17 protein-coding genes and 1 pseudogene are annotated in these 17,908 nt (G+C 71.9%); 5 read left to right on the top strand and 13 right to left on the bottom strand.

Features of this window, described 5'->3' with window-relative positions; genetic code table 11:
- Positions 1 to 2 precede the first annotated feature (2 nt).
- Complete coding sequence (locus tag ACFWI4_RS28005; RefSeq protein WP_387201461.1) at positions 3 to 1,265, top strand: styrene monooxygenase/indole monooxygenase family protein; 1,263 nt, start codon at positions 3 to 5, stop codon at positions 1,263 to 1,265.
- Here ACFWI4_RS28005 and ACFWI4_RS28010 read toward each other — a convergent pair.
- From ACFWI4_RS28010 to ACFWI4_RS28025, 4 genes are all read right to left on the bottom strand, one after another.
- The gene (locus ACFWI4_RS28010; RefSeq protein ID WP_387201464.1) at positions 1,229 to 2,374 is read right to left on the bottom strand and encodes an NlpC/P60 family protein; all 1,146 of its coding nucleotides are present in this window, start codon (positions 2,372 to 2,374) and stop codon (positions 1,229 to 1,231) included. The genes ACFWI4_RS28005 and ACFWI4_RS28010 overlap by 37 nt on opposite strands.
- Before the next feature lie 109 nt (positions 2,375 to 2,483).
- Positions 2,484 to 2,834, bottom strand: coding sequence for a hypothetical protein (locus ACFWI4_RS28015; RefSeq protein WP_387201467.1), 351 nt, complete (start codon positions 2,832 to 2,834; stop codon positions 2,484 to 2,486).
- Positions 2,815 to 3,540 carry a TetR/AcrR family transcriptional regulator gene (locus tag ACFWI4_RS28020; RefSeq protein WP_387201470.1) on the bottom strand — a complete coding sequence of 242 codons (726 nt, stop codon included), beginning with the start codon at positions 3,538 to 3,540 and terminating at the stop codon, positions 2,815 to 2,817. The genes ACFWI4_RS28015 and ACFWI4_RS28020 overlap by 20 nt, the downstream gene beginning before the upstream one ends.
- A 119-nt stretch (positions 3,541 to 3,659) precedes the next feature.
- Positions 3,660 to 4,589, bottom strand: coding sequence for a diiron oxygenase (locus ACFWI4_RS28025; RefSeq protein WP_385407001.1), 930 nt, complete (start codon positions 4,587 to 4,589; stop codon positions 3,660 to 3,662).
- 140 nt (positions 4,590 to 4,729) lie between these two features.
- Between ACFWI4_RS28025 and ACFWI4_RS28030 the strand changes: the two are divergent.
- Positions 4,730 to 5,841 (top strand): annotated as a pseudogene (locus ACFWI4_RS28030) (ferritin-like domain-containing protein).
- A gap of 63 nt (positions 5,842 to 5,904) precedes the next feature.
- On the opposite strand, the gene ACFWI4_RS28035 reads toward ACFWI4_RS28030, so the two are convergent.
- The 6 genes from ACFWI4_RS28035 to ACFWI4_RS28060 all read right to left on the bottom strand — a co-directional run bounded on the left by ACFWI4_RS28035 (position 5,905) and on the right by ACFWI4_RS28060 (position 12,628).
- Positions 5,905 to 7,362, bottom strand: a complete 1,458-nt coding sequence (locus ACFWI4_RS28035) for a penicillin-binding transpeptidase domain-containing protein (protein WP_387201477.1) — start codon at positions 7,360 to 7,362, stop codon at positions 5,905 to 5,907.
- Complete coding sequence (locus ACFWI4_RS28040; RefSeq protein WP_387201480.1) at positions 7,359 to 8,726, bottom strand: FtsW/RodA/SpoVE family cell cycle protein; 1,368 nt, start codon at positions 8,724 to 8,726, stop codon at positions 7,359 to 7,361. Before ACFWI4_RS28040 ends, ACFWI4_RS28035 begins: the two co-directional genes overlap by 4 nt.
- Before the next feature lie 58 nt (positions 8,727 to 8,784).
- Positions 8,785 to 9,465 carry an SH3 domain-containing protein gene (locus tag ACFWI4_RS28045; protein WP_387201483.1) on the bottom strand — a complete coding sequence of 227 codons (681 nt, stop codon included), beginning with the start codon at positions 9,463 to 9,465 and terminating at the stop codon, positions 8,785 to 8,787.
- A gap of 71 nt (positions 9,466 to 9,536) precedes the next feature.
- Positions 9,537 to 10,817, bottom strand: coding sequence for an ATP-binding protein (locus ACFWI4_RS28050; protein WP_387201486.1), 1,281 nt, complete (start codon positions 10,815 to 10,817; stop codon positions 9,537 to 9,539).
- On the bottom strand, positions 10,814 to 11,719 hold the full coding sequence (locus ACFWI4_RS28055) for a hypothetical protein (protein ID WP_387201489.1): 906 nt from the start codon (positions 11,717 to 11,719) through the stop codon (positions 10,814 to 10,816). Before ACFWI4_RS28055 ends, ACFWI4_RS28050 begins: the two co-directional genes overlap by 4 nt.
- A gap of 402 nt (positions 11,720 to 12,121) precedes the next feature.
- Positions 12,122 to 12,628, bottom strand: coding sequence for a dual specificity protein phosphatase family protein (locus tag ACFWI4_RS28060; protein WP_385407021.1), 507 nt, complete (start codon positions 12,626 to 12,628; stop codon positions 12,122 to 12,124).
- Positions 12,629 to 12,727: 99 nt separating this feature from the next.
- Between ACFWI4_RS28060 and ACFWI4_RS28065 the strand changes: the two genes are divergently transcribed.
- Positions 12,728 to 13,531: a nuclease-related domain-containing protein gene (locus tag ACFWI4_RS28065; RefSeq protein WP_387201492.1), complete on the top strand. Its 804-nt coding sequence runs from the start codon at positions 12,728 to 12,730 to the stop codon at positions 13,529 to 13,531.
- Positions 13,532 to 13,635: 104 nt separating this feature from the next.
- Here the strand turns inward: ACFWI4_RS28065 and ligD are convergent, their stop codons facing one another.
- Positions 13,636 to 14,517, bottom strand: coding sequence for a non-homologous end-joining DNA ligase (gene ligD / locus ACFWI4_RS28070; RefSeq protein ID WP_387201495.1), 882 nt, complete (start codon positions 14,515 to 14,517; stop codon positions 13,636 to 13,638).
- 80 nt (positions 14,518 to 14,597) lie between these two features.
- Here ligD and ACFWI4_RS28075 point away from each other — a divergent pair, with 80 nt between their 5' ends.
- Entirely contained in the window at positions 14,598 to 15,752 is a 1,155-nt protein-coding gene (locus tag ACFWI4_RS28075) for a Ku protein (protein ID WP_387201498.1), read from the top strand.
- Between the two features lie 8 nt (positions 15,753 to 15,760).
- Here ACFWI4_RS28075 and ACFWI4_RS28080 read toward each other — a convergent pair whose 3' ends face one another.
- Entirely contained in the window at positions 15,761 to 16,171 is a 411-nt protein-coding gene (locus tag ACFWI4_RS28080; RefSeq protein WP_387201501.1) for a hypothetical protein, read from the bottom strand.
- 340 nt (positions 16,172 to 16,511) lie between these two features.
- Between ACFWI4_RS28080 and ACFWI4_RS28085 the strand changes: the two genes are divergently transcribed.
- Complete coding sequence (locus ACFWI4_RS28085; protein WP_387201504.1) at positions 16,512 to 17,024, top strand: GNAT family N-acetyltransferase; 513 nt, start codon at positions 16,512 to 16,514, stop codon at positions 17,022 to 17,024.
- 86 nt (positions 17,025 to 17,110) lie between these two features.
- On the opposite strand, the gene ACFWI4_RS28090 is transcribed toward ACFWI4_RS28085, so the two are convergent.
- The gene (locus tag ACFWI4_RS28090; RefSeq protein WP_387201592.1) at positions 17,111 to 17,479 is read right to left on the bottom strand and encodes a hypothetical protein; all 369 of its coding nucleotides are present in this window, start codon (positions 17,477 to 17,479) and stop codon (positions 17,111 to 17,113) included.
- Between the last annotated feature and the right edge of the window lie 429 nt (positions 17,480 to 17,908).

Below are 17,908 nucleotides of genomic sequence, written 5' to 3' on the forward strand. Positions count from 1 at the left end.
GCATGCGGAAGATACTCGTCGTCGGAGCCGGCCAGTCCGGACTCCAGCTCGCCCTCGGACTCCAGTCGCACGGGTACGAGGTCACCCTGATGTCGAACCGGACGGCGGACGAGATCCGTTCCGGCCGGGTCATGTCGACCCAGTGCATGTTCGACACGGCGCTCCAGCACGAGCGCGACCTCCAGCTGAACTTCTGGGAGTCCCAGGCCCCGAAGATCGAAGGACTCGGTGTCTCGGTGGCCGCCCCCGGCTCCTTCGACCCGGGCCCCTCGCAGCGCGTCATCGACTGGGTCGGCAGGCTCGACGGCTACGCCCAGTCGGTCGACCAGCGGGTCAAGATGGCCGGCTGGATGGAGACGTTCGCGCAGCGCGGCGGCCAGCTGGTCATCCACGGTGCCGCGGTCTCCGACCTCGACTACTTCTCCCGCGCGTACGACCTGGTGCTCGTCTCGGCGGGCAAGGGCGAACTCGTCTCGATGTTCGGCCGTGACGCCGAGCGCTCCCCGTACACCGAGCCGCAGCGCGCCCTCGCGGTGTCCTACGTGCACGGCCTTGGCCCGCGCCCCGAGCACCCGGACTACGACGCCGTCCGCTGCAACCTGGTCCCCGGTGTCGGCGAGCTCTTCATCATGCCGACGCTCACCACCTCGGGACGCGCCGACATCCTGTTCTGGGAGGGCATACCCGGCGGCCCGCTCGACGTCTTCAACGGCGTCAAGGACCCCGCCGAGCACCTCTCCCTGACCCTGGAACTCATGGAGCGGTTCACGCCCTGGGAGTACGCGCGCGCGACCAACGTCGAACTGACCGACGCGGGCGGCACGTTGTCCGGGCGGTACGCCCCGACCGTCCGCAACCCGATCGGCCGTCTGCCCGGCGGCGGACTGGTCCTCGGCGTCGCCGACGTCGTCGTGGCCAACGACCCGATCACCGGCCAGGGTTCCAACTCGGCCTCCAAGTGCGCCGCCGCCTACCTCGCCTCGATCGTCGAGCAGGGCGACAAGCCCTTCGACGAGGAGTGGATGCAGGCGACCTTCGACCGCTACTGGGACACCGCGCAGCACGTCACCAAGTGGACCAACGCGATGCTGGGCGTCCCGCCGGAGCACGTGCTCAACCTGATCGGCGCGGCGGGCCAGCTCCCGCCCGTGGCCGACCGCTTCGCCAACGGCTTCGACAACCCGGCGGACTTCGAGAACTTCTTCTTCGACCCGGAGAAGACGAACGCCTACCTGGCGTCGGTCACCGGGGCGGCGGAGGCGTAGCCCTCGTCGGATCCTTCCGTGGCGTTCTCGGGGAGCTTCGGTGGCGTGTACTGCCGCAGGGGCTCCCCGTCCGGGTCCGGGCGTACGGCGCCCAGCAGCGGGTTCGCCGCGATGGGGGAGACCTTGATCCGGGTCCCGGGCCGCGGTGCCTGCACCACCATTCCGTCGCCGAGGTAGAGCGCGACATGCGTGGCCTCGGGGAAGTAGACCACCAGGTCGCCGGGGCGCAGCTCGTCCAGCGGGACGTGCGGGAGCTCGGCCCACTGCTCCTGGCTGGTGCGCGGGATGGGCCGGCCCGCCCGGTCCCAGGCCTGGGACGTCAGCCCCGAGCAGTCGTAGGCCTTCGGCCCCTCGGCCCCCCACTCGTACGGCTTCCCGATCTGGCCGACCGCGTAGCGCAGCGCCTCCTCGCCCTCCCGCGTGGGCGGGCGCACGGTGCTGAGCGCGCCGGACGCCATGATCTTCCTCTGCGCCGTGTCCGTTCCCGACTGTTCGGCCCGGCCCAGTTCGGCGATCTGGTCCGCGGTCAGCGAGGCGAGCAGCCGCTGGACGTCGTCCAGGCGCTCGCGCACCGCGTCCTGCTGCTTCTTCTGCCGCGCGGCCAGCGAGAGCTGGCCGTCCAGGGCCTTGCGGGCCGCGCGAGCGAGTCCGTCGGTGTGCCTCTCGCCGCCCGCGACCCGCCGTACGGTCGCGGCCCGCTCCAGCGACAACTGCCCGATCAGGTGCCCCTGGTCGAGGGCGTGCTGCGGATCCCGGGCGAGCAGCAGCCGTACGTACGTGGAGATCTCGTCGCCGCTCTGGTACTGCTGCCGGGCCAGCCGTCCCGCGGCGCCCCGGCTGTCCTCCAGCGAAAGACGCGCCCTGGCGAGACGGGCGTCGAGCCCGGCCACCTCCGCGCGCTGCTTCTTCAGCTTCTCGGCGGTCGCGTTGTACGTCTCGGTGGCGCGCTCGGCGTCCCGGTAGAGCCCCTGAAGATCCGTCAGCAGCGAGGTGACGGACTGCCCGGAACCCTGCCCGGGCTCGGGTGCGGCCGACGCGGGCACGGAGGGGACCAGCGCCCCGACCGCCACCGCTCCCGTGCAGACCAGCCGCAGAAGTCGTCCTGACACGTCATCACCTCCGGTGCGGGGGCGGCCCGTCCACCACCCCGCTCGCACCGGAAGGATCGGACCGCCGGGCCCCGGCCGCGCGCCGGACGGCCGCTTCGGAGCAAGAACCTCACTCGTCGGCGTTGTTCTCCGGCGTGGCGCGGCCGCCGCCCGCACCCTTGCGGGGGCCGGGGGACCAGGGCAGCTTGAACCGGCGTTCCGAGGCGGTGCCCTCGGGGTCGTACTCGTACTTCCACCCCTGATGGAGCCCGAGCCGCTTGCTCGTCGAGGCCTGGACCCGCCGGTAGATCAGCACGGTGGACGGCCCGCCGTCGATTCCGGGCACCGGGATCCGGTACGTCTTCGGCGGGTGGCCGGTGATCCCGATCAGGACGGGCAGGACGCGGCCGTCCAGGGGGCCGCCGACAAAGGGGGTGTCTTCGCTCTTCACCGGACCAGTGTCACAGCAGGTGGGCCGCATTCCCGACAACGGGCAGCACCCGGCGGACCAGCGCCCCCACGATGCCGTCGGGGCTCTCCAGCGCGAGCGCGGCCCGCACCACAGCCGCGGCCTGGGCGTCACGCCCCGCGCTCGCGACGAGCGCCGCCACGAACTGCTCGACGAGCCAGTCCCGCAGCTCGTCCAGCGGGGGTTCCTTGTCCTCGTCCAGCCAGATCAGCGAGGCGGCCTCCACGGCCGTGATCCACATCCGCACGGTCATCCGCAGCCGGGGCCCGGGATCCTTCACCGCGAGATGGGCGAGGATGTGCTCGGCCGCCGCCCGCCGGACCCCGTCGACTATGGCCGTCGTCCGGGAGGTCTCGATGACGCTGCCGCCGTGGAGCAGGGCGCTGAACCCGGCGTCGTGCTGGTCCACGAACGCGAGATAGCGGTCCAGGGCCCGGGAGAGCCGTTCGCCGAGCGGCCCCTCCGCCGGCTCCGCGAAGCACTGCTCCAGCTCGTCGGCGGCGGACCGCAGGGCGGCCTCGTACAGCTGCTGCTTGCCGCCCGGGAAGTACCGGTACACGAGCGGCCGCGACACCCCGGCCGTCTCCGCCACGTCGTCCAGCGAGACGTCCTCGGGCACCCGCTGGGCGAACAGCGACAGCGCCGCCTCGAGCAACTGGCTGCGCCGCTCCTCGACACTGAGCCGGCGGTAGGCGGGGGTGGAAGCCTGCGAGGTCATGCCGGGAGCGTATCCGCCCCCACGGCCCCGGCCCCCGCGTACGACGTCCGGCCTCCCCCGCCCGCGGGAGTCGGGGAGGCCGGCTTCGCGCCACACCGGCCGCTCCGGGACCGGGCGTCTCAGGCCAGCAGTCCCGACGACTTCCAGAGCCGCCGCCCGGCCCCCCGCAGCACCCCGATCTCGTCCAGGAAGTCCGTCAGCTTCCTGGCCCCCGTCTGCATCACGTCCCGCCGGTGCCCGCTGGCCTTCACCTGCGCCACGGCCTCGCGCCGGTCGAGCCCGACGTTCGTGTAGACCTCGGGATTGACGAACGCCACCGAGAACACGCGCGCGAACTCGCCGGAGGTGACCCGCGTGAACTCCTGCGACCACCGCGGAGCGGTCAGCATCTGCCGGCGCAACTCCTCCCGCGCGTACCGGACGTGCCGGGCCTCCTCCACCACATGGATCCGCGTGACCCCCCGGACGAGGGTCTGCACCCGCTCGTCCGGGAACGTCAGCCGCTGCATCCAGTCGAGGATCTCCTCGCCGAGCAGCGTCGCCGTGAACGATCCCGGGGTGGTCGAGACCGTCTTGAAGACCCGCCCGAGGTTCAGATGCGCCCGGCTCACCGGATAGTGCGGCGTCCCCCCGCGCGTGATCAGCCGCGCGAACATCTTCGAGTGCCGGCACTCGTCCTCGATCTCGGTCAGCGCGTACCGCACGTGCGCGCTCGTCGCCGCCTTGTCGTAGATGTGCCGCACCAGCAGCTGCATCAGGATGATCTCGAACCAGATGCCCAGCGAGGCCAGCGCGGCCGCCTCGTGCTGCGACAGCGCGATCCGCTGCTCCTCGCCCATCCGCTTCCACAGCGGGGTGTCGTACAGCGACACCAGCTCCGGCGGCCAGAACCACTTGCCCTCCTCGAAGGGCGCGTCCCAGTCGAGCTCCTTGTCGGGGTCGAAGGAGTGCTTGGCGGAGGAGTCGAGGAGGCGCTCGGCCACCTGCTCCCGGTCCTTGAGCAGACCGAGCGCGTCACGGAGCACATCGGCCTCGGGCACCGTCGTCATGGCTGTTCCCACCTCGTCGTACGGGATCACTTCAGAAGTTACCGGCGGTCACAACTTATGAGACTGCCTGTCAGCAAGCTCGTCAATCCCCTGTGCCGGACTTGTTGACGACACGTCTACTCCATGTGAGCCTGCGAAGTATGCCGACGCATGAGCTCTACGCCGCGGACTCGGGAGATCCCCACTGGCAGATACCGGCCTCGGGAGCGGCCCGTTTCACCTGGGAGTACGACGACGGCCGTGACCGGCTGCTCGCCCTCTACCAGAAGGGCAAGGACAAACAGTGGGACGGACGGAAACGCATCGACTGGAGCCTGGAGGTCGACCCCGAGGACCCGCTCGGCACGCCCGACGAGGCGATGACCCTGTACGGCACCCCGTACTGGGCGAAGATGACCGACCGCGACAAGGGTGAACTCCGCAAGCACTACACCGCCTGGCAGTTCAGCCAGTTCCTGCACGGCGAGCAGGGAGCGATGGTCTGCGCGGCACGGATCGTGGAGTCGGTCCCGGACCTCGACGCCAAGTTCTACTCGGCCACCCAGACCATGGACGAGGCCCGGCACGCGGAGGTCTACTCCCGCTTCCTGCACGAGAAGATCGGGATGCTCTACCCGGTCAACGACAGCCTCCGGTCCCTGCTCGGCGACACCCTGCGCGACGCACGCTGGGACATGCCCTACCTGGGCATGCAGGTCCTGATCGAGGGCCTGGCCCTGGCGGCGTTCGGGCTGATCAGGGACACCACCGACAAGCCGCTGCCGAAACAGATCCTGTCCTACGTGATGCAGGACGAGGCCCGTCACGTCGCCTTCGGCCGGATGGCCCTGCGCGACCACTACCGGCAGCTCTCCGACGCCGAACTCCGCGAACGCGAGGAATTCGTCATCGACGGCTGCTACTTGATGCGGGACAGGCTGAGCGGGGTCGAGGTCCTGGAGAACTTCGGCATCCCGAAGCGGAGGCCGAGGAGTACAGCGAGCACTCCGAATTCCTGCACCTGTTCCGCAAGTTGCTCTTCAGCCGCATCGTCCCCTGCGTCAAGGACATAGGCCTGTGGGGCGAACGCCTGCAACGCGCCTACGTCGACATGGGCGTCTTCGACATGGGCGACACCAGCCTGGACCAGCTGATGACCCAGGACGAGGCCCTGGCCGAACAACTGGACGCGGAACGCTTCGCGGCGGAGGAGCGCGAACGCCTCACGGAGATGGAGACCACGATCGAGGAGGCCCGCGGAGACCTCGGCTGACCCCGGACGGCAGGGAGCCCCCGGGGCGGCGCGAGGCGCGGTGCCCCGGCCCGGGAGCTCACCTCACGAGTGGAGCACCGCCTCCATCACCGCGCGGGCGATCGGCCCCGCGAAACCCCCGCCGGTGACGTCCGCCCGGTCCGCCGCCGCGTCCTCGACGACCACCGCGACCGCCACCGCCGGCTGCGTGGCGTCGTCGGCGCGGGCCCAGGAAATGAACCAGGCGTACGGGGTACCGGAGTTGCCGATGCCGTGCTGGGCCGTGCCGGTCTTCCCGCCCACCGTGGCCCCCGGGATGGCGGCGACGGTTCCGGTGCCCCGCTCGACCACGTCGGTCATCAGCTCACGCATCTGCTGCGCCGTCGACGCGCTCATCGCCTGATGCAGGATCCGCGGACCGGTCGTGGTCAGCGTCGCGCCGCCGCGCGTGGTCGTCCGCTCCACCAGATACGGCGTCCGGACCGAACCGTCGCCCGCGACGGCGCCCGCGATCATCGCCATCTGGAGGGGCGTCGCCCGGGTGTCGAACTGCCCGATGGAGGACAGCGCCAACTGCGCCCGGTCCAGCCGCAGATCGAAGTTGCTGGGCACCACCGAGAACGGGATGCGCAGCTTGCGGTCGTTGAAGCCGAAGTTCGCCGCCGTCCTCGTCATGCCGTCGAGCCCGACGTCCACGCCGAGCTTCGCGAACACCGTGTTGCAGGACCAGGTGAAGGCGTACCGGAGGGAGGCGTCCTCGCACCCCTCCACCTCGTTGGTGAGCCGCGTCGTCGTGCCCGGCAGCCGGTACGGGTTCGGCGACCGGGTCGGCGCGTCGACGTCGTCCACGACGCCCGCGTCCAGCGCCGCCGCGGCGGTCAGCACCTTGAACGTCGACCCCGGCGGATACGTCTGCCGGATCGCCCGGTTCAGCATCGGCTTGTCGTCCTGGCCGTTCAGCCGCGCCCACGCCCTGGCCGCGGTCGGCCCCGTACCGGACAGCAGCCCGGGATCGTACGACGGGGTGGAGACCAGGGCCAGGATCCGGCCCGTGGACGGCTCGATCGCGGCGACCGCCCCGCGGCGCGAACCGAGCCCCTCGAAGGCGGCCTGCTGCGCCGCCGCGTCCAGCGTGGTGACGACCCTGCCGCCGCTGCCGCGGGCCCGGGTGAGACCGTTCAGCAGGGGCAGCGGGGTGAGCATCGGGTCGGTGCCGGACAGGACCCCGTCCTCGGTCCCCTCCAGCAGCGTGGACCCGTACAGCTGCGAGGCGAAGCCGGTGACGGAGGCGAACAACGGGCCGTCCAGGTACGTCCGTTCGTAGCGGAACTGGCCGCCCGTGTCCCGGGACCCGGTCACCGTCCGGCCGTCGACCACGATGTCCCCGCGCGGCTGCCCGTAACGGGCGATCGCAGGACGGCGGTTGGCGGGATTGCTGTCGTACGACGGCGCCTGCACGACCTGGACGCGGGCGGCGTTGACGAGGAGCGCCACGAACAGCACGGCGCACAGCCCGACCGCCCGGCGGATGTACTTGGTCACGGTGCCGGTGTCCCGTCGTACTGACCGCGGGCGCAGTCGCTGATCCGGATCAGCAGCGCCACGATGATCCAGTTGGTGACGACCGAGGAGCCGCCCTGGGCGAGGAACGGCATCGCCATGCCGGTCAGCGGGATCAGACCGGTCACGCCCCCCGCGATGACGAAGACCTGGAGTGCCACGATCGAGGCGAGGCCGACCGCGAGCAGCCGCCCGAACGGGTCGCGCAGCGCGAGTCCGGCGCGGTAGCCGCGTTCGACGAGGAGCGCGTAGAGGAGGAACACGGCGAGCAGACCGGCCAGTCCGAGTTCCTCGCCCGCGGTGGCCAGGATGAAGTCGGACTTGGCGGCGAACCCGATGAGGACCGAATGGCCGAGCCCGAGGCCGGTGCCGAGCATCCCCCCGGCGGCGAACGCGAAGAGCGACTGGGCGAGTTGGTTGGGTCCCTGGCCCGCGGTGATGGACCCGAAGGGGTCCAGCCAGTCCTGCACCCTGCTGTGCACGTGCGGTTCGAGACGGCCGACGGCGACCGCGCCGAGGCCCGCGAGCAGCAGCCCGACCGCGACCCATCCGGTGCGGCCGGTGGCGACGTACAGCAGGATCACGAACAGGCCGAAGAAGAGCAGCGAGGTGCCGAGGTCCCGCTCCAGGACCAGCACCAGGACGCTGAGCAGCCAGATCGCCACGATCGGGCCGAGGACGCGGCCCGTGGGCAGTTGGAGCCGCCAGATCCGCCGGCCGCTGTGGGCGAGCGCGTTGCGGTTGGCGGCGAGGTAGCCGGCGAAGAAGACGGCGAGCAGGACCTTCGCGAACTCGCCCGGCTGGATGGAGAATCCGGCGATCCTGATCCAGATGCGGGCGCCGTTCACCGCCGGGAAGAAGATCGGCAGGACGAGCAGGGCGAGCGCGCCGACCACCGAGACGTACGTGTAGCGCTGGAGCACCCGGTGGTCGCGCAGACCGAGCACGACGACGATGAAGAACGCCACGCCCAGCGTCGACCAGACGAGCTGGATGGGCGCCGCCCGGTCGTGCGGGGTCTCCAGGTCGAGCCGGTAGATCAGCACCAGGCCCAGGCCGTTGAGGAGCACGGCGATGGGCAGCAGCAGCGGATCGGCGTCCGGGGCCCGCAGGCGCACGGCGACATGGGCGAGGAGCGCGAGCACGCCGAGCCCGGCGCCGTAACCGGCGGCGCCGGGCGGAACGGTGCCGTGGCGGGCGAGGCCGACGGCGCAGTAGCCGTACACGCAGAGCAGGACGGCGACGACGATGAGGGCGAGCTCGATGCCACGGCGCCTGGGCAGGCGTTCGGCGGGAGGGGCCGGGTCCGCCGCCACGGCCGTTCCGGACATTCCGGGCAGGGTCATGTCCGGAACGTAGCAAGCGGGCGACGTGATGTCCCGTTATGCGGCGACGAAACGGGCCTCAGCACCAACGGGGGGACGGGCCGATGTTGTCGATGTAGCGGGCGGCGCCCCAGGCCCAGGTGCCGTCGGTGAGCAGGTACCAGAGCGGGTTGCCGCCGACGTTCTCGCCCGGGGTCTTGCAGAAGATGGAGACGATCTCGCCCTGCCGCGCGACCCGGATCAGCTGGCTGCCGCGGGTCGGGGAGCTGCGCAGGGCCAGTCCGCCGCGGGCGGTGACCCGGCCCTGGTACAGGCGCGGGTTGTTCTGGTTGCCCTGGAAGTTCCCGTTCCCGTCGCCCCGGCCGTTGCCGTTGCCGTTCCCGGGTTCGCGGCCGCCGCCTCCGCCGTTGTTCCACGTGTGGCCGTTGCCACCGCCGCCGTTGCTCCAGTTCTGGTTGCCCCCACCGCCACCGCCCCCGTTGCTCCAGTTCTGGTTGCCGCCGCCTCCGCCACCGCCGCTGTTCCACGAGTGGCCGCCGCTGCCGGTGCCCTGCTCCCGGCCGTCGCCCCCTCCGTCACCGGCGTTGTTCCCCTGGTGGCCGCCGCTGCCGTTGCTCCACTGGTGACTGTCACCGCTTCCGCTTCCGCTTCCGTTGCCGCCGTCGCCGTCGGCGAGGGCGGGGGTGGCGCCGGCGAGAGCGACGAGGCTGCCGGCGGCGAGGGCCATACCGATTCGGGTGTACGTGGACCGCAGGGACATGGAGGGCTCCTCCAGGAAGGGGGTGAAGCTGACTTATCGCCACATTAGGATCGCGAGCCGGGGAGCGCAGTTCACGCTCCGCCATCGGGGCCGCCCGGCTCCCTGAGTCCGTCCTGAGGGAGTGTCAGCGTCGCCACCGCCCCGCCGTCCGGCGCGTTGGCGAACTCCAGCCGCGCCCCGAGGACCTCCGCCTGGCCGAGCGCGATCGTCAGCCCGAGCCCGTGGCCCTTCGTACCTCCCTCGGTACGGAAGCGCTGCGGACCGTGTTCCACGAGGTAGCCGGGGTAGCCGTCCCCGTGGTCGCGAACGGTGACCACCGGCCCGTCCAGGGTCAGCACCACCGGCCCCCTGCCGTGCTTGTGGGCGTTGGCCACCAGGTTCCCGAGCACCCGTTCCAGCCGCCGCCGGTCGGTCTCGACCCGCACGCCCCGCACCACCCGGACCTCGGTGTCGGTCCCCGACGCGCGCACCACCCGTTCGGCCAGGGGCGCCAGCGGCTCCGAGTCCAGCTCCAGACGCTCGGTACGGGCGTCCAGCCGGGAGATCTCCAGCAGGTCCTCGGTGAGGGTGCGCAGCGTGGCCACCCGGTCGCGGACCAGCTCCGTGGGCCGCCCCGGAGGGAGCAGTTCGGCCGCCGCGTGCAGCCCCGTCAGCGGGGTGCGCAGCTCGTGCGCCACGTCCGCCGTGAACCGCTGCTCGCTCAGCAGTTTGCCCTGGAGCGAGGACGCCATCGTGTCGAGCGCGCCCGCGACCGCGGCCACCTCGTCCTGCGGCCGTGTCGGATCCTGGGCCCGCGGGTCGTTGACGCGCGCGTCCAGGTCCCCCGCGCTGATCCGCCGCGCGACCCGTGCCGTCGCGTGCAGCCGGCGCGTCACCCGGTTCACCGCGAACACCCCCACCAGCAGGGTGACGCCGATCGCCAGGGCGGACGACCACACGATGGCCCGGTCCAGGGCGTCGATGGCGTGCGCGCCCTGGGCGTAGTCGAACTGGACGGCCAGGGCCCGCCCTCCGCCGGCGGGTCCGGCCGCCCACATCGTGGGGCGGGCGTCGTGCTCGCCGACCATCGTGCCCCGCTTGCCGTCCGCCGCCAGTTCCCGCAGGCGCGGGGGCAGCCCGGGCGGGTCGACGCCCGCGTCCGGCGGCAGCCGGTCGCCCGCCTCGTAGGCCGCCGTGACGTCGGCGAGCCGGCCGAGCGCGCGGTCGCGTGCCTCGCCGACGGTCTGCTCGGTCACCGAGACGTGCACGAGGGCGCCGAGGAGGGCCACGAGACAGCAGCACATCACCGCGATGAACGCGGCCGCCTTCCAGGTGAGGGTGGCGGTCCAGTGCGGCAGGCGCGGGCGTCTCACGGAGTGCTCGCGGAGGGGGACCGGCCCGGGGTGGAGGACCGGCTCGGGGAAGGGGACGGGCCCGGGGTGGAGGATCGGCCCGCGGAAGGGGATCGGTCCGGTGCGGGGGACCGGCCCGGGGTGGGGGTTCCCGCCCGGGTCGGCGGTCCGACCCGCAGGATCTCGTCGCGGGTCGCCAGCATCGCGTTCTGGTGCGGGTCCCAGGACCAGACCGTACGGAACTCGTACCCCGGCAGGGTCGAGGGCGAGCGGATGATCACGTCCCGGCCCGCCAGCTCCACGCTGACCACGCTGTCCGCCGTGCCCATGACCTGCACCAGCCGGTGATCCAGGAACGTGTACACGCGTACCGCCAGCTGGTGGGCGGGAAAGCGGATGCCGAGCACCATGTCGTCCCTCCCGTCGCCGGTGAGATCGCGGTAGTACGCCCGCAGCACCGGGCACGCCCTGCCGCGCGCGCCCGGCAGCCCGCAGTCCCGGAGCCGCCGGGCCGTCTCGGCGTACGCCGCGTGCGGCCCGCTGTACTCGTCCGGATGGGCGGCGACCTCGGCCCGTACGACCGCCACCGGGTCCAGCGCGCGGATGTCGTCGCCGGGTGCGGTGACGCCCTTGACCGTCTCGGTGTCCGCCTCGCCGTAGTCGACCGCGGGCGTCGACGCGGGCGGCAGCTGCGGCCACAGCCTGGCCGGACCGACCGCGGCGGGGGTCGCTCCGGCGGAGTGCAGCGCCCCGGAGTCACCGCAGCCCGCCAGGGCCGTGACCAGCATGGCGACCAGGACGGCGGCGAGGGCGCGGACGGTGCCGTTCCCTCCGGGGGAGCGGCGGGTTGCGTCGGTACGGCGGCGGGTTCCTCCGGGCCCGCGCGTTCCTCCGGGCCCGCGCGCGAGGCGGCTGTGGATCACTGCGCTCCCGTGTCCGGGCCGCCCCGTCCGAGGGCGCCGGAGCGCCGAGGCCGTACGGGACCGGCGAGGGGAAGGACGTCGTCCGCGGGGTGACCGCCGAGGCCGGGCGGCCGCGCACGACCCGGGACGGCCGGCCGACCCGTACCCCTTATTGACGCAGAGATCCCTGGTCGCCGCACGGACGGCCACGCCCCCGGCCCGGTACTGCTCCTGCCCGGTCCCGCCCCTCTCCGGTGCTGCCTCAAGCCCGGTCCCGCGCCTGGCCCGGTGCTGCCTCAGGCCCTACCCCGCCTCCGTTCCGGTGCCGCCTTCGGCCCTACCCCGCCTCCGTTTCGGTGGCGCCTCCGTTCCGGTGGCGCCTCCGGCCGGGTGCGGCCCTTGGCCCGGCCCCGCTCCCGGTTCCTACTCCGCGAGCTCCTCGAGAAGGCGAGCCGTGGGGAGTCCGGCCCGCAGGTACTCCACGAACAGCTCGTTGTGCAGCGCCCAGGGCGAGCGCCGGGTCCTGATCAGCCGTATCGCGTCGTCCGCGGTGTGCCCCGCCAGGACGAGCGCGTGCGCCACGACCAGCCCCGAGCGGTTGTACCCGTGATAGCAGCGGACGAGCACCCGGCGCCCGTCCTCCAGCGCGTCGTCCGCGGCCCGCGCGAGCCGCATGACCCCGGTCAGCTGCGTACCGTCCAGCGGCCCGTCCGGAATCGGCCACACATGATGCTCGACCCCCGGGTCGGGACCGTGCCCCGGCTGCCGCAGCAGCGTCAGGACCAGGTCGAACTCGTCGTGTACGACGGCGGATTGCGGTTGTCCCGAACGTCCCGCGAACTCGTGCCCGCCCATCCACAGACCGGGCACGATCTCACTCCACGGGCTGTCCGGGACCGGAACATCCGGATACCTTCTGCGAGTTCGCAACGGCGCCTCCCACCCAACTGCCCCAACTCCTGCCAAAGGTAACCGGGTTCTTGCCCGCGGAGCACCCCGCCTGTTCCCATGGTCGTGGGGTGATGGTGCATGAACGGACTGCGCGTCGTACCGGCCCGGCGGCACGGACAGGAGCGCCTGTACGTCTGCCGGACCGACGGCAGGAGCGTCGCCTGGTACGACCGTGACACGGCCAGGGTCAACCTGCTCAGCGAGGACCGGCGCGAGGAGGTGCTCGCCGTGCTCGGCCCGTTCCTGACCGGCCCGGTGACGATCGGACCGCCGCCCGTACCGACCCCGGCCGAGCTGGCCCGCCTGGCCCTCCACCCGGACGACGACCTCGCGCCGAACCGGCCCGGCGAGGCCCTGGTGATCGACCTCGACCGGGACCCGGGCCCCGCGCACCGGCTGCGCCCCGACCCGCGCCGCCGCGCGCTCGCCGCCGAGCAGACGGTCGGCGCGGCCCTCGACGGGCTGGAGGGAGGCGGCTGGCACACCCTCCACTCGGTCCCGCTCCCCGGCGGCGACCGCATCCACCATCTGCTGATCGGCCCCGCCGGCCTCTTCTGCGTGCACGCCCTGTACGCCCACCGGCAGCGCGTCCAGGTCACGGGACCGATGGTCACCGTCGGCCGCCGCGAGGCGCACCCGCTGCTGCGCCGGGTCCGCGCCGACGCCGACCGCGCGTCCCATGCCCTGACCGCCGAGGTCCGAGCCGTCCTGGCCGTCGTCGGCCCCGCCCGCCTGGACACACCGGCGCCCGCGCGCGAGGTCCGCGTACTGCGGGACACCGACCTGGCGGGCCTGGCCCGGCTCGGCGCGGTGCTCAAGCCGGCGGACGTGGAGGCCCTGCACGCCATGGCCCGTGACCGGCGCACCTGGCTGAGACTCTGAACCTGGGAGGGGTGTCCGTCCCGCGGCCTCGGCTGCGGCCCGGTGCGGTGCTCAGGCCGCTGCCCGGTGCGGTTCTCGGGCCGCGGCCCGGCGTGGCGGAGGGCTCAGGGCAGCCGCCCGGTGCGCTCCGGGTCGAACAGCGGGGCCAGGAGGTCGCCGAATTCCTGTACCCGGGGAGCGATGTCCGGCGCCTGGAAGGCCAGTTGGGCGGGTGAGCCGCATTCCTCGACCTCCTGCCAGGTCACGGGCGCGGACACGGACGGCTCGGCCCGGGCCCGTAGCGTGTAGGGGGTCGCGGTCGTCTTGCGGCCGGCGTTCTGGCTCCAGTCGACGAACACCTTGCCCGGCCGCAGGCTCCGCGTCATCCGGTGCACGACCTGCCGGGGCAGCGCCTCCTCCGCCTCCACGGCCAGCTCCTTCGCGTACGCGCTGACGTCGGCGGACGGAGTCGGCGCGACGGACGCCAGCAGATGCAGCCCCTTCGACCCGGACGACTTCGCGTACGCCTCGATCCCGTCGGCGGCCAGCCGCTCGCGCAGCCACAGCGCCACCGCGCAGCACTCCACGGCCGTCGCCGGCGCCCCCGGATCGAGGTCGAACACGATCCGGTCGGCGATCCCCGGCGTGCCGATCGTCCACTGGGGCGTGTGGAACTCCGTCACCAGGTTCGCCGCCCACACGAGCGAGGCCAGATCCTGGACGAGGACCATGCGCGCGGGCCCCTCGGTGCGCGGGACCTCGGCGGTGGTGACCCAGGCGGGTGTACCGGGCGGAACGTTCTTGGTGAAGAAGACCTGGCCGTCCGGGCCGTCCGGATAGCGCAGGAAGGAGACCGGCCGGTCCCGCAGATGGGGGAGGAGCACGTCCGCCACCGTGGCGTAGTAGTGCAGCACCTCGCCCTTGGTGAAGCCGGTGGCCGGGTGGAGGACCTTGTCGAGATTGGTGAGCGCGAGCCTTCTGCCCTCCACCTCCGTGATCGGCGTCATACGATGACAATCCCACGAAAGTCGACAATCCCACGAAAACGGCACAAACATCGCTCAAAGTGATCGGAAGGGTGCTGCACGTGCGATCCATCTGGAACGGCGCCATCTCCTTCGGCCTGGTGAGCATCCCCATCAAGGTCGTGAACGCCACCGAGAGCCACGCGATCTCCTTCCGCCAGATCCACCTCGACGACGGCGGCCGCATCCGCTACCGCAAGGTCTGCGAGCTGGAGGACAGCGAGGTCTCGTCCGCGGAGATCGGCAAGGCCTACGAGGACGCCGACGGGACCCTGATCCCGATCACGGACGAGGACCTCGCCTCGCTGCCCATCCCGACCGCCCGGACGATCGAGATCGTGGCCTTCGTCCCGGCCGACCGCATCGACCCGCTCCAGATGGACACGGCGTACTACCTGGCCGCGAACGGCGTCCCGGCCGCCAAGCCGTACGTCCTGCTGCGCGAGGCACTCAAGCGCAGCCAGAAGGTCGCCGTGGCGAAGTTCGCGCTGCGGGGCCGGGAGCGGCTCGGCATGCTGCGGGTCGTCGACGACGTCATCGCCATGCACGGCCTGCTCTGGCCGGACGAGATCCGCGCCACCGACGAGGTCGCCCCGGACACCGCCGTCACGGTCCGCGACAAGGAACTCGACCTGGCCGACGCCCTGATGGACACGCTCGGCGAGGTCGACCTCGAAGACCTGCACGACGACTACCGCGAGGCCGTGGAGGAACTCGTCACCGCCAAGGCCGAGGGCCACGAGGCACCCGAGGCCCCCGCCGGGGAGAAGGCCGGCGGCAAGGTGCTGGACCTGATGGCGGCCCTGGAGAAGAGCGTGCGCGCGGCCAAGGAGTCGCGGGGCGAGGACACGGGGGAGGACGCCGAGGTCACCCGGCTGGCGTCCGGCAGGTCCTCCGCCCGCGGGCCGAGCCGTACGGAGCCCAAGGAGGTCGGCGGCAAGAAGTCGACGTCGGCGGCGAAGCGGACGGCGGCCAGGAAGTCGACGGCGCGGAAGTCGACGGCGAAGTCGGCGTCGTCCTCCTCCTCCTCGTCCTCCTCCTCATCCTCATCCTCGTCGGGCAAGCCGGCGGCGGAGAACAGGAGCAGCACGAAGTCGGCCTCCGGCACGTCCACGGCCGCGAAACGGTCGGGCGGCACGGCGGCCGCGGGGAAGAAGACGGCGACGAAGAAGACGGCCGCGAAGAAGACGACACCGCGCAAGCGGGCGTCGGCGTAGGACCTCGCCTACCATCCGGGCAGATGGACGAGGACCCCGGCCACCAGCAGGAGCGAGGCGACCTGCGCGATCGCCCAGGAAAGCCGGTAGCTGAGCGTCCGTTGATTACGGACCTCCAGCAGCCGGGGGAAGATGTCGCCCGGGTGCTCCAGGTCGTAGGTGTCGGTCCAGTGCACCGACACGACCATCAGGCTCAGCGCTCCGGACATCCCGCTCGCGACAAGTGCCGCCACCAGAAGCGATGTCGACCCGGCGCCCCCGGGAAGGACGGTGAGCACGACGGAGGCCGCCGCGACCAGGAACCCGTCGTAGGCGAGCAGCACCTGGGCCTTGGAGTCCAGCACACTCAGACAGTCGTAGAGGTAGTCGTGGGCGTACATGTCCTTCGGCTCGGGCTGAAGCCTCTTGAGCGCCTCCAAGTGAGCCTGGGACTGAGGTCCTTGAAAGATCCCTTGTCGCAGCCAGGACCGCATCCCGCCTCGTCTCTCCAGGCACCACCACGCCGACTGGGCCGAGGATGCCCACCGGCCGGAACACCACACGCGGCCGGGCAGGGACCTGCGGCAGGTTTACGGCGCCGTCGGTAGACGGGACTCCTGCAAGACGGTGACCGCGCAAGGGAGGAGAGAACACGGAGCGAAGGAACCGGCGCGAGCGGGACCGCGGAAGCCCTTAGCAGAACAGGCCCCAGCGCATCGAACCCCATGTTCGGACCCCATATTCGGATCCCATGTTCGGACCCCATGTGAGGATCGACGGATGAGCGACCTCACTCTCCGCCCGGCCACGGACGAAGACCTCCCCGCCCTCGTACGCCTGCGGGACGCCGCGGCGCGCTGGATGAACTCCCGTGGCACCACGGGCCAGTGGCAGCCGGGCGAACTGGCCGAGGACCACTTCCGCCGGATCATGGAGCACGGGGAGGTGTGGATCGCGGAGCTGGACGGCCGCACGGCGGGCGCCTGGGAACTGTGGTGGTCGGACGAGGCCGCGTGGGGCGCGCAGCCCCCGACGGCCGGCTACGTCCACCGCCTGATGACCGACCACACCCACGCACCACCGGGAACGGGCCGCCACCTGCTGCGAGCCGCCGAACACCGCATCACCGAGACGGGCCGCACCCACTCCCGCCTGGACTGCCTGACGACCAACACCCGCCTGACCGACTACTACCTGACGGCCGGCTACAGGATCACAGGCCACAAGCACGGCAAACCCCAACCAACGGGCAACCCGAAGTCGTTCACGCTGCTGGAGAAGAGGGTGGGGTAGGAAACGGCCGGCAACGCCTGCTCGATCCGACGGCGCGGCGCGCGTCAGCGACCTCGTCGGCCGAACCTTCCCGGTCGGAGCACCGGCTACTCGTCGAGATAGTGGTAGTCCCCCTCCGGGCGGCCGATCACCAGGGCGCCGTTGCGGACCCTCCACTCACTCATGCCGTCGACGTCGTGGCTGAGCAGAAAGAGCCCCCGGGGCCTGTCGTCGTACCCGTCGTCCGGGTCGGAGGCAGGGATCCCGGCGATCTGACGCAGCCGCTCCTCGAACCAGTCGAGGGACACCGCGCGGATGTCGCCCCCGTAGAAGGCCCAGTTGGCGGAGTTGTACTGCCGAGGAGGGAACGCCCAGCCCCCGCTGTAGGTGCGATTCGGATCGTCCGCCGCCACGATCTCCTTGATCCGGACCAACTGCCCTTCGTCACACTGCAGCCAGCCCCTGACCGAGACCATGACCCCCACGACGGTTGCCCCTCATCCTTCCGGCGCACGCACCGCTCCTCTACCTACGAGCGAGCACGCTAGGGGCGAACTGCTCACGCAAGCAAAGGAATTGCCGCAGAAGCCAGCCGCTGGGCCCAGCGATTCGGCGCAGGGCGGAAGACTGCAGGATGGCCACAGAGGCAGCGAGACGACATCGGCCGGGGTGGCCGGCCACTACGCAGCACCGAACGAGCACCGAGCCCGACCGGGCAGCAGGCACTGCCGTGCCGGCAGCGGTCCCGGCGCACTCTCGACCCACCGACGACGCTGGTCCAGTCCCGAACTCCCGGTTGCATCGTGGCGTTCAGGCTCCTCGGGCGCGTCGGCAACCGGTCACGATCGAGCCTGGAGGTGGTCGGCGCAGCACCAACGCCCCTTGCTTGTCAGATTGTGGACGTA

It is taken from the genome of Streptomyces sp. NPDC127038 (genome assembly GCF_042725875.1).
Taxonomy (GTDB): Bacteria; Actinomycetota; Actinomycetes; order Streptomycetales; family Streptomycetaceae; genus Streptomyces.

Bases quoted from the DNA above. Each gene is read 5' to 3' on its own strand.
- ligD (WP_387201495.1), bottom strand. From the start codon at position 14,517: ATGACGCCGATCACGGAGGTGGAGGGCAGAAGGCTCGCGCTCACCAAT.
- ACFWI4_RS28085 (WP_387201504.1), top strand. From the start codon at position 16,512: ATGAGCGACCTCACTCTCCGCCCGGCCACGGACGAAGACCTCCCCGCC.
- ACFWI4_RS28020 (WP_387201470.1), bottom strand. From the start codon at position 3,540: ATGACCTCGCAGGCTTCCACCCCCGCCTACCGCCGGCTCAGTGTCGAG.
- ACFWI4_RS28015 (WP_387201467.1), bottom strand. From the start codon at position 2,834: ATGCGGCCCACCTGCTGTGACACTGGTCCGGTGAAGAGCGAAGACACC.
- ACFWI4_RS28025 (WP_385407001.1), bottom strand. From the start codon at position 4,589: ATGACGACGGTGCCCGAGGCCGATGTGCTCCGTGACGCGCTCGGTCTG.
- ACFWI4_RS28040 (WP_387201480.1), bottom strand. From the start codon at position 8,726: ATGACCCTGCCCGGAATGTCCGGAACGGCCGTGGCGGCGGACCCGGCC.
- ACFWI4_RS28090 (WP_387201592.1), bottom strand. From the start codon at position 17,479: ATGGTCTCGGTCAGGGGCTGGCTGCAGTGTGACGAAGGGCAGTTGGTC.
- ACFWI4_RS28045 (WP_387201483.1), bottom strand. From the start codon at position 9,465: ATGTCCCTGCGGTCCACGTACACCCGAATCGGTATGGCCCTCGCCGCC.
- ACFWI4_RS28005 (WP_387201461.1), top strand. From the start codon at position 3: ATGCGGAAGATACTCGTCGTCGGAGCCGGCCAGTCCGGACTCCAGCTC.
- ACFWI4_RS28065 (WP_387201492.1), top strand. From the start codon at position 12,728: ATGAACGGACTGCGCGTCGTACCGGCCCGGCGGCACGGACAGGAGCGC.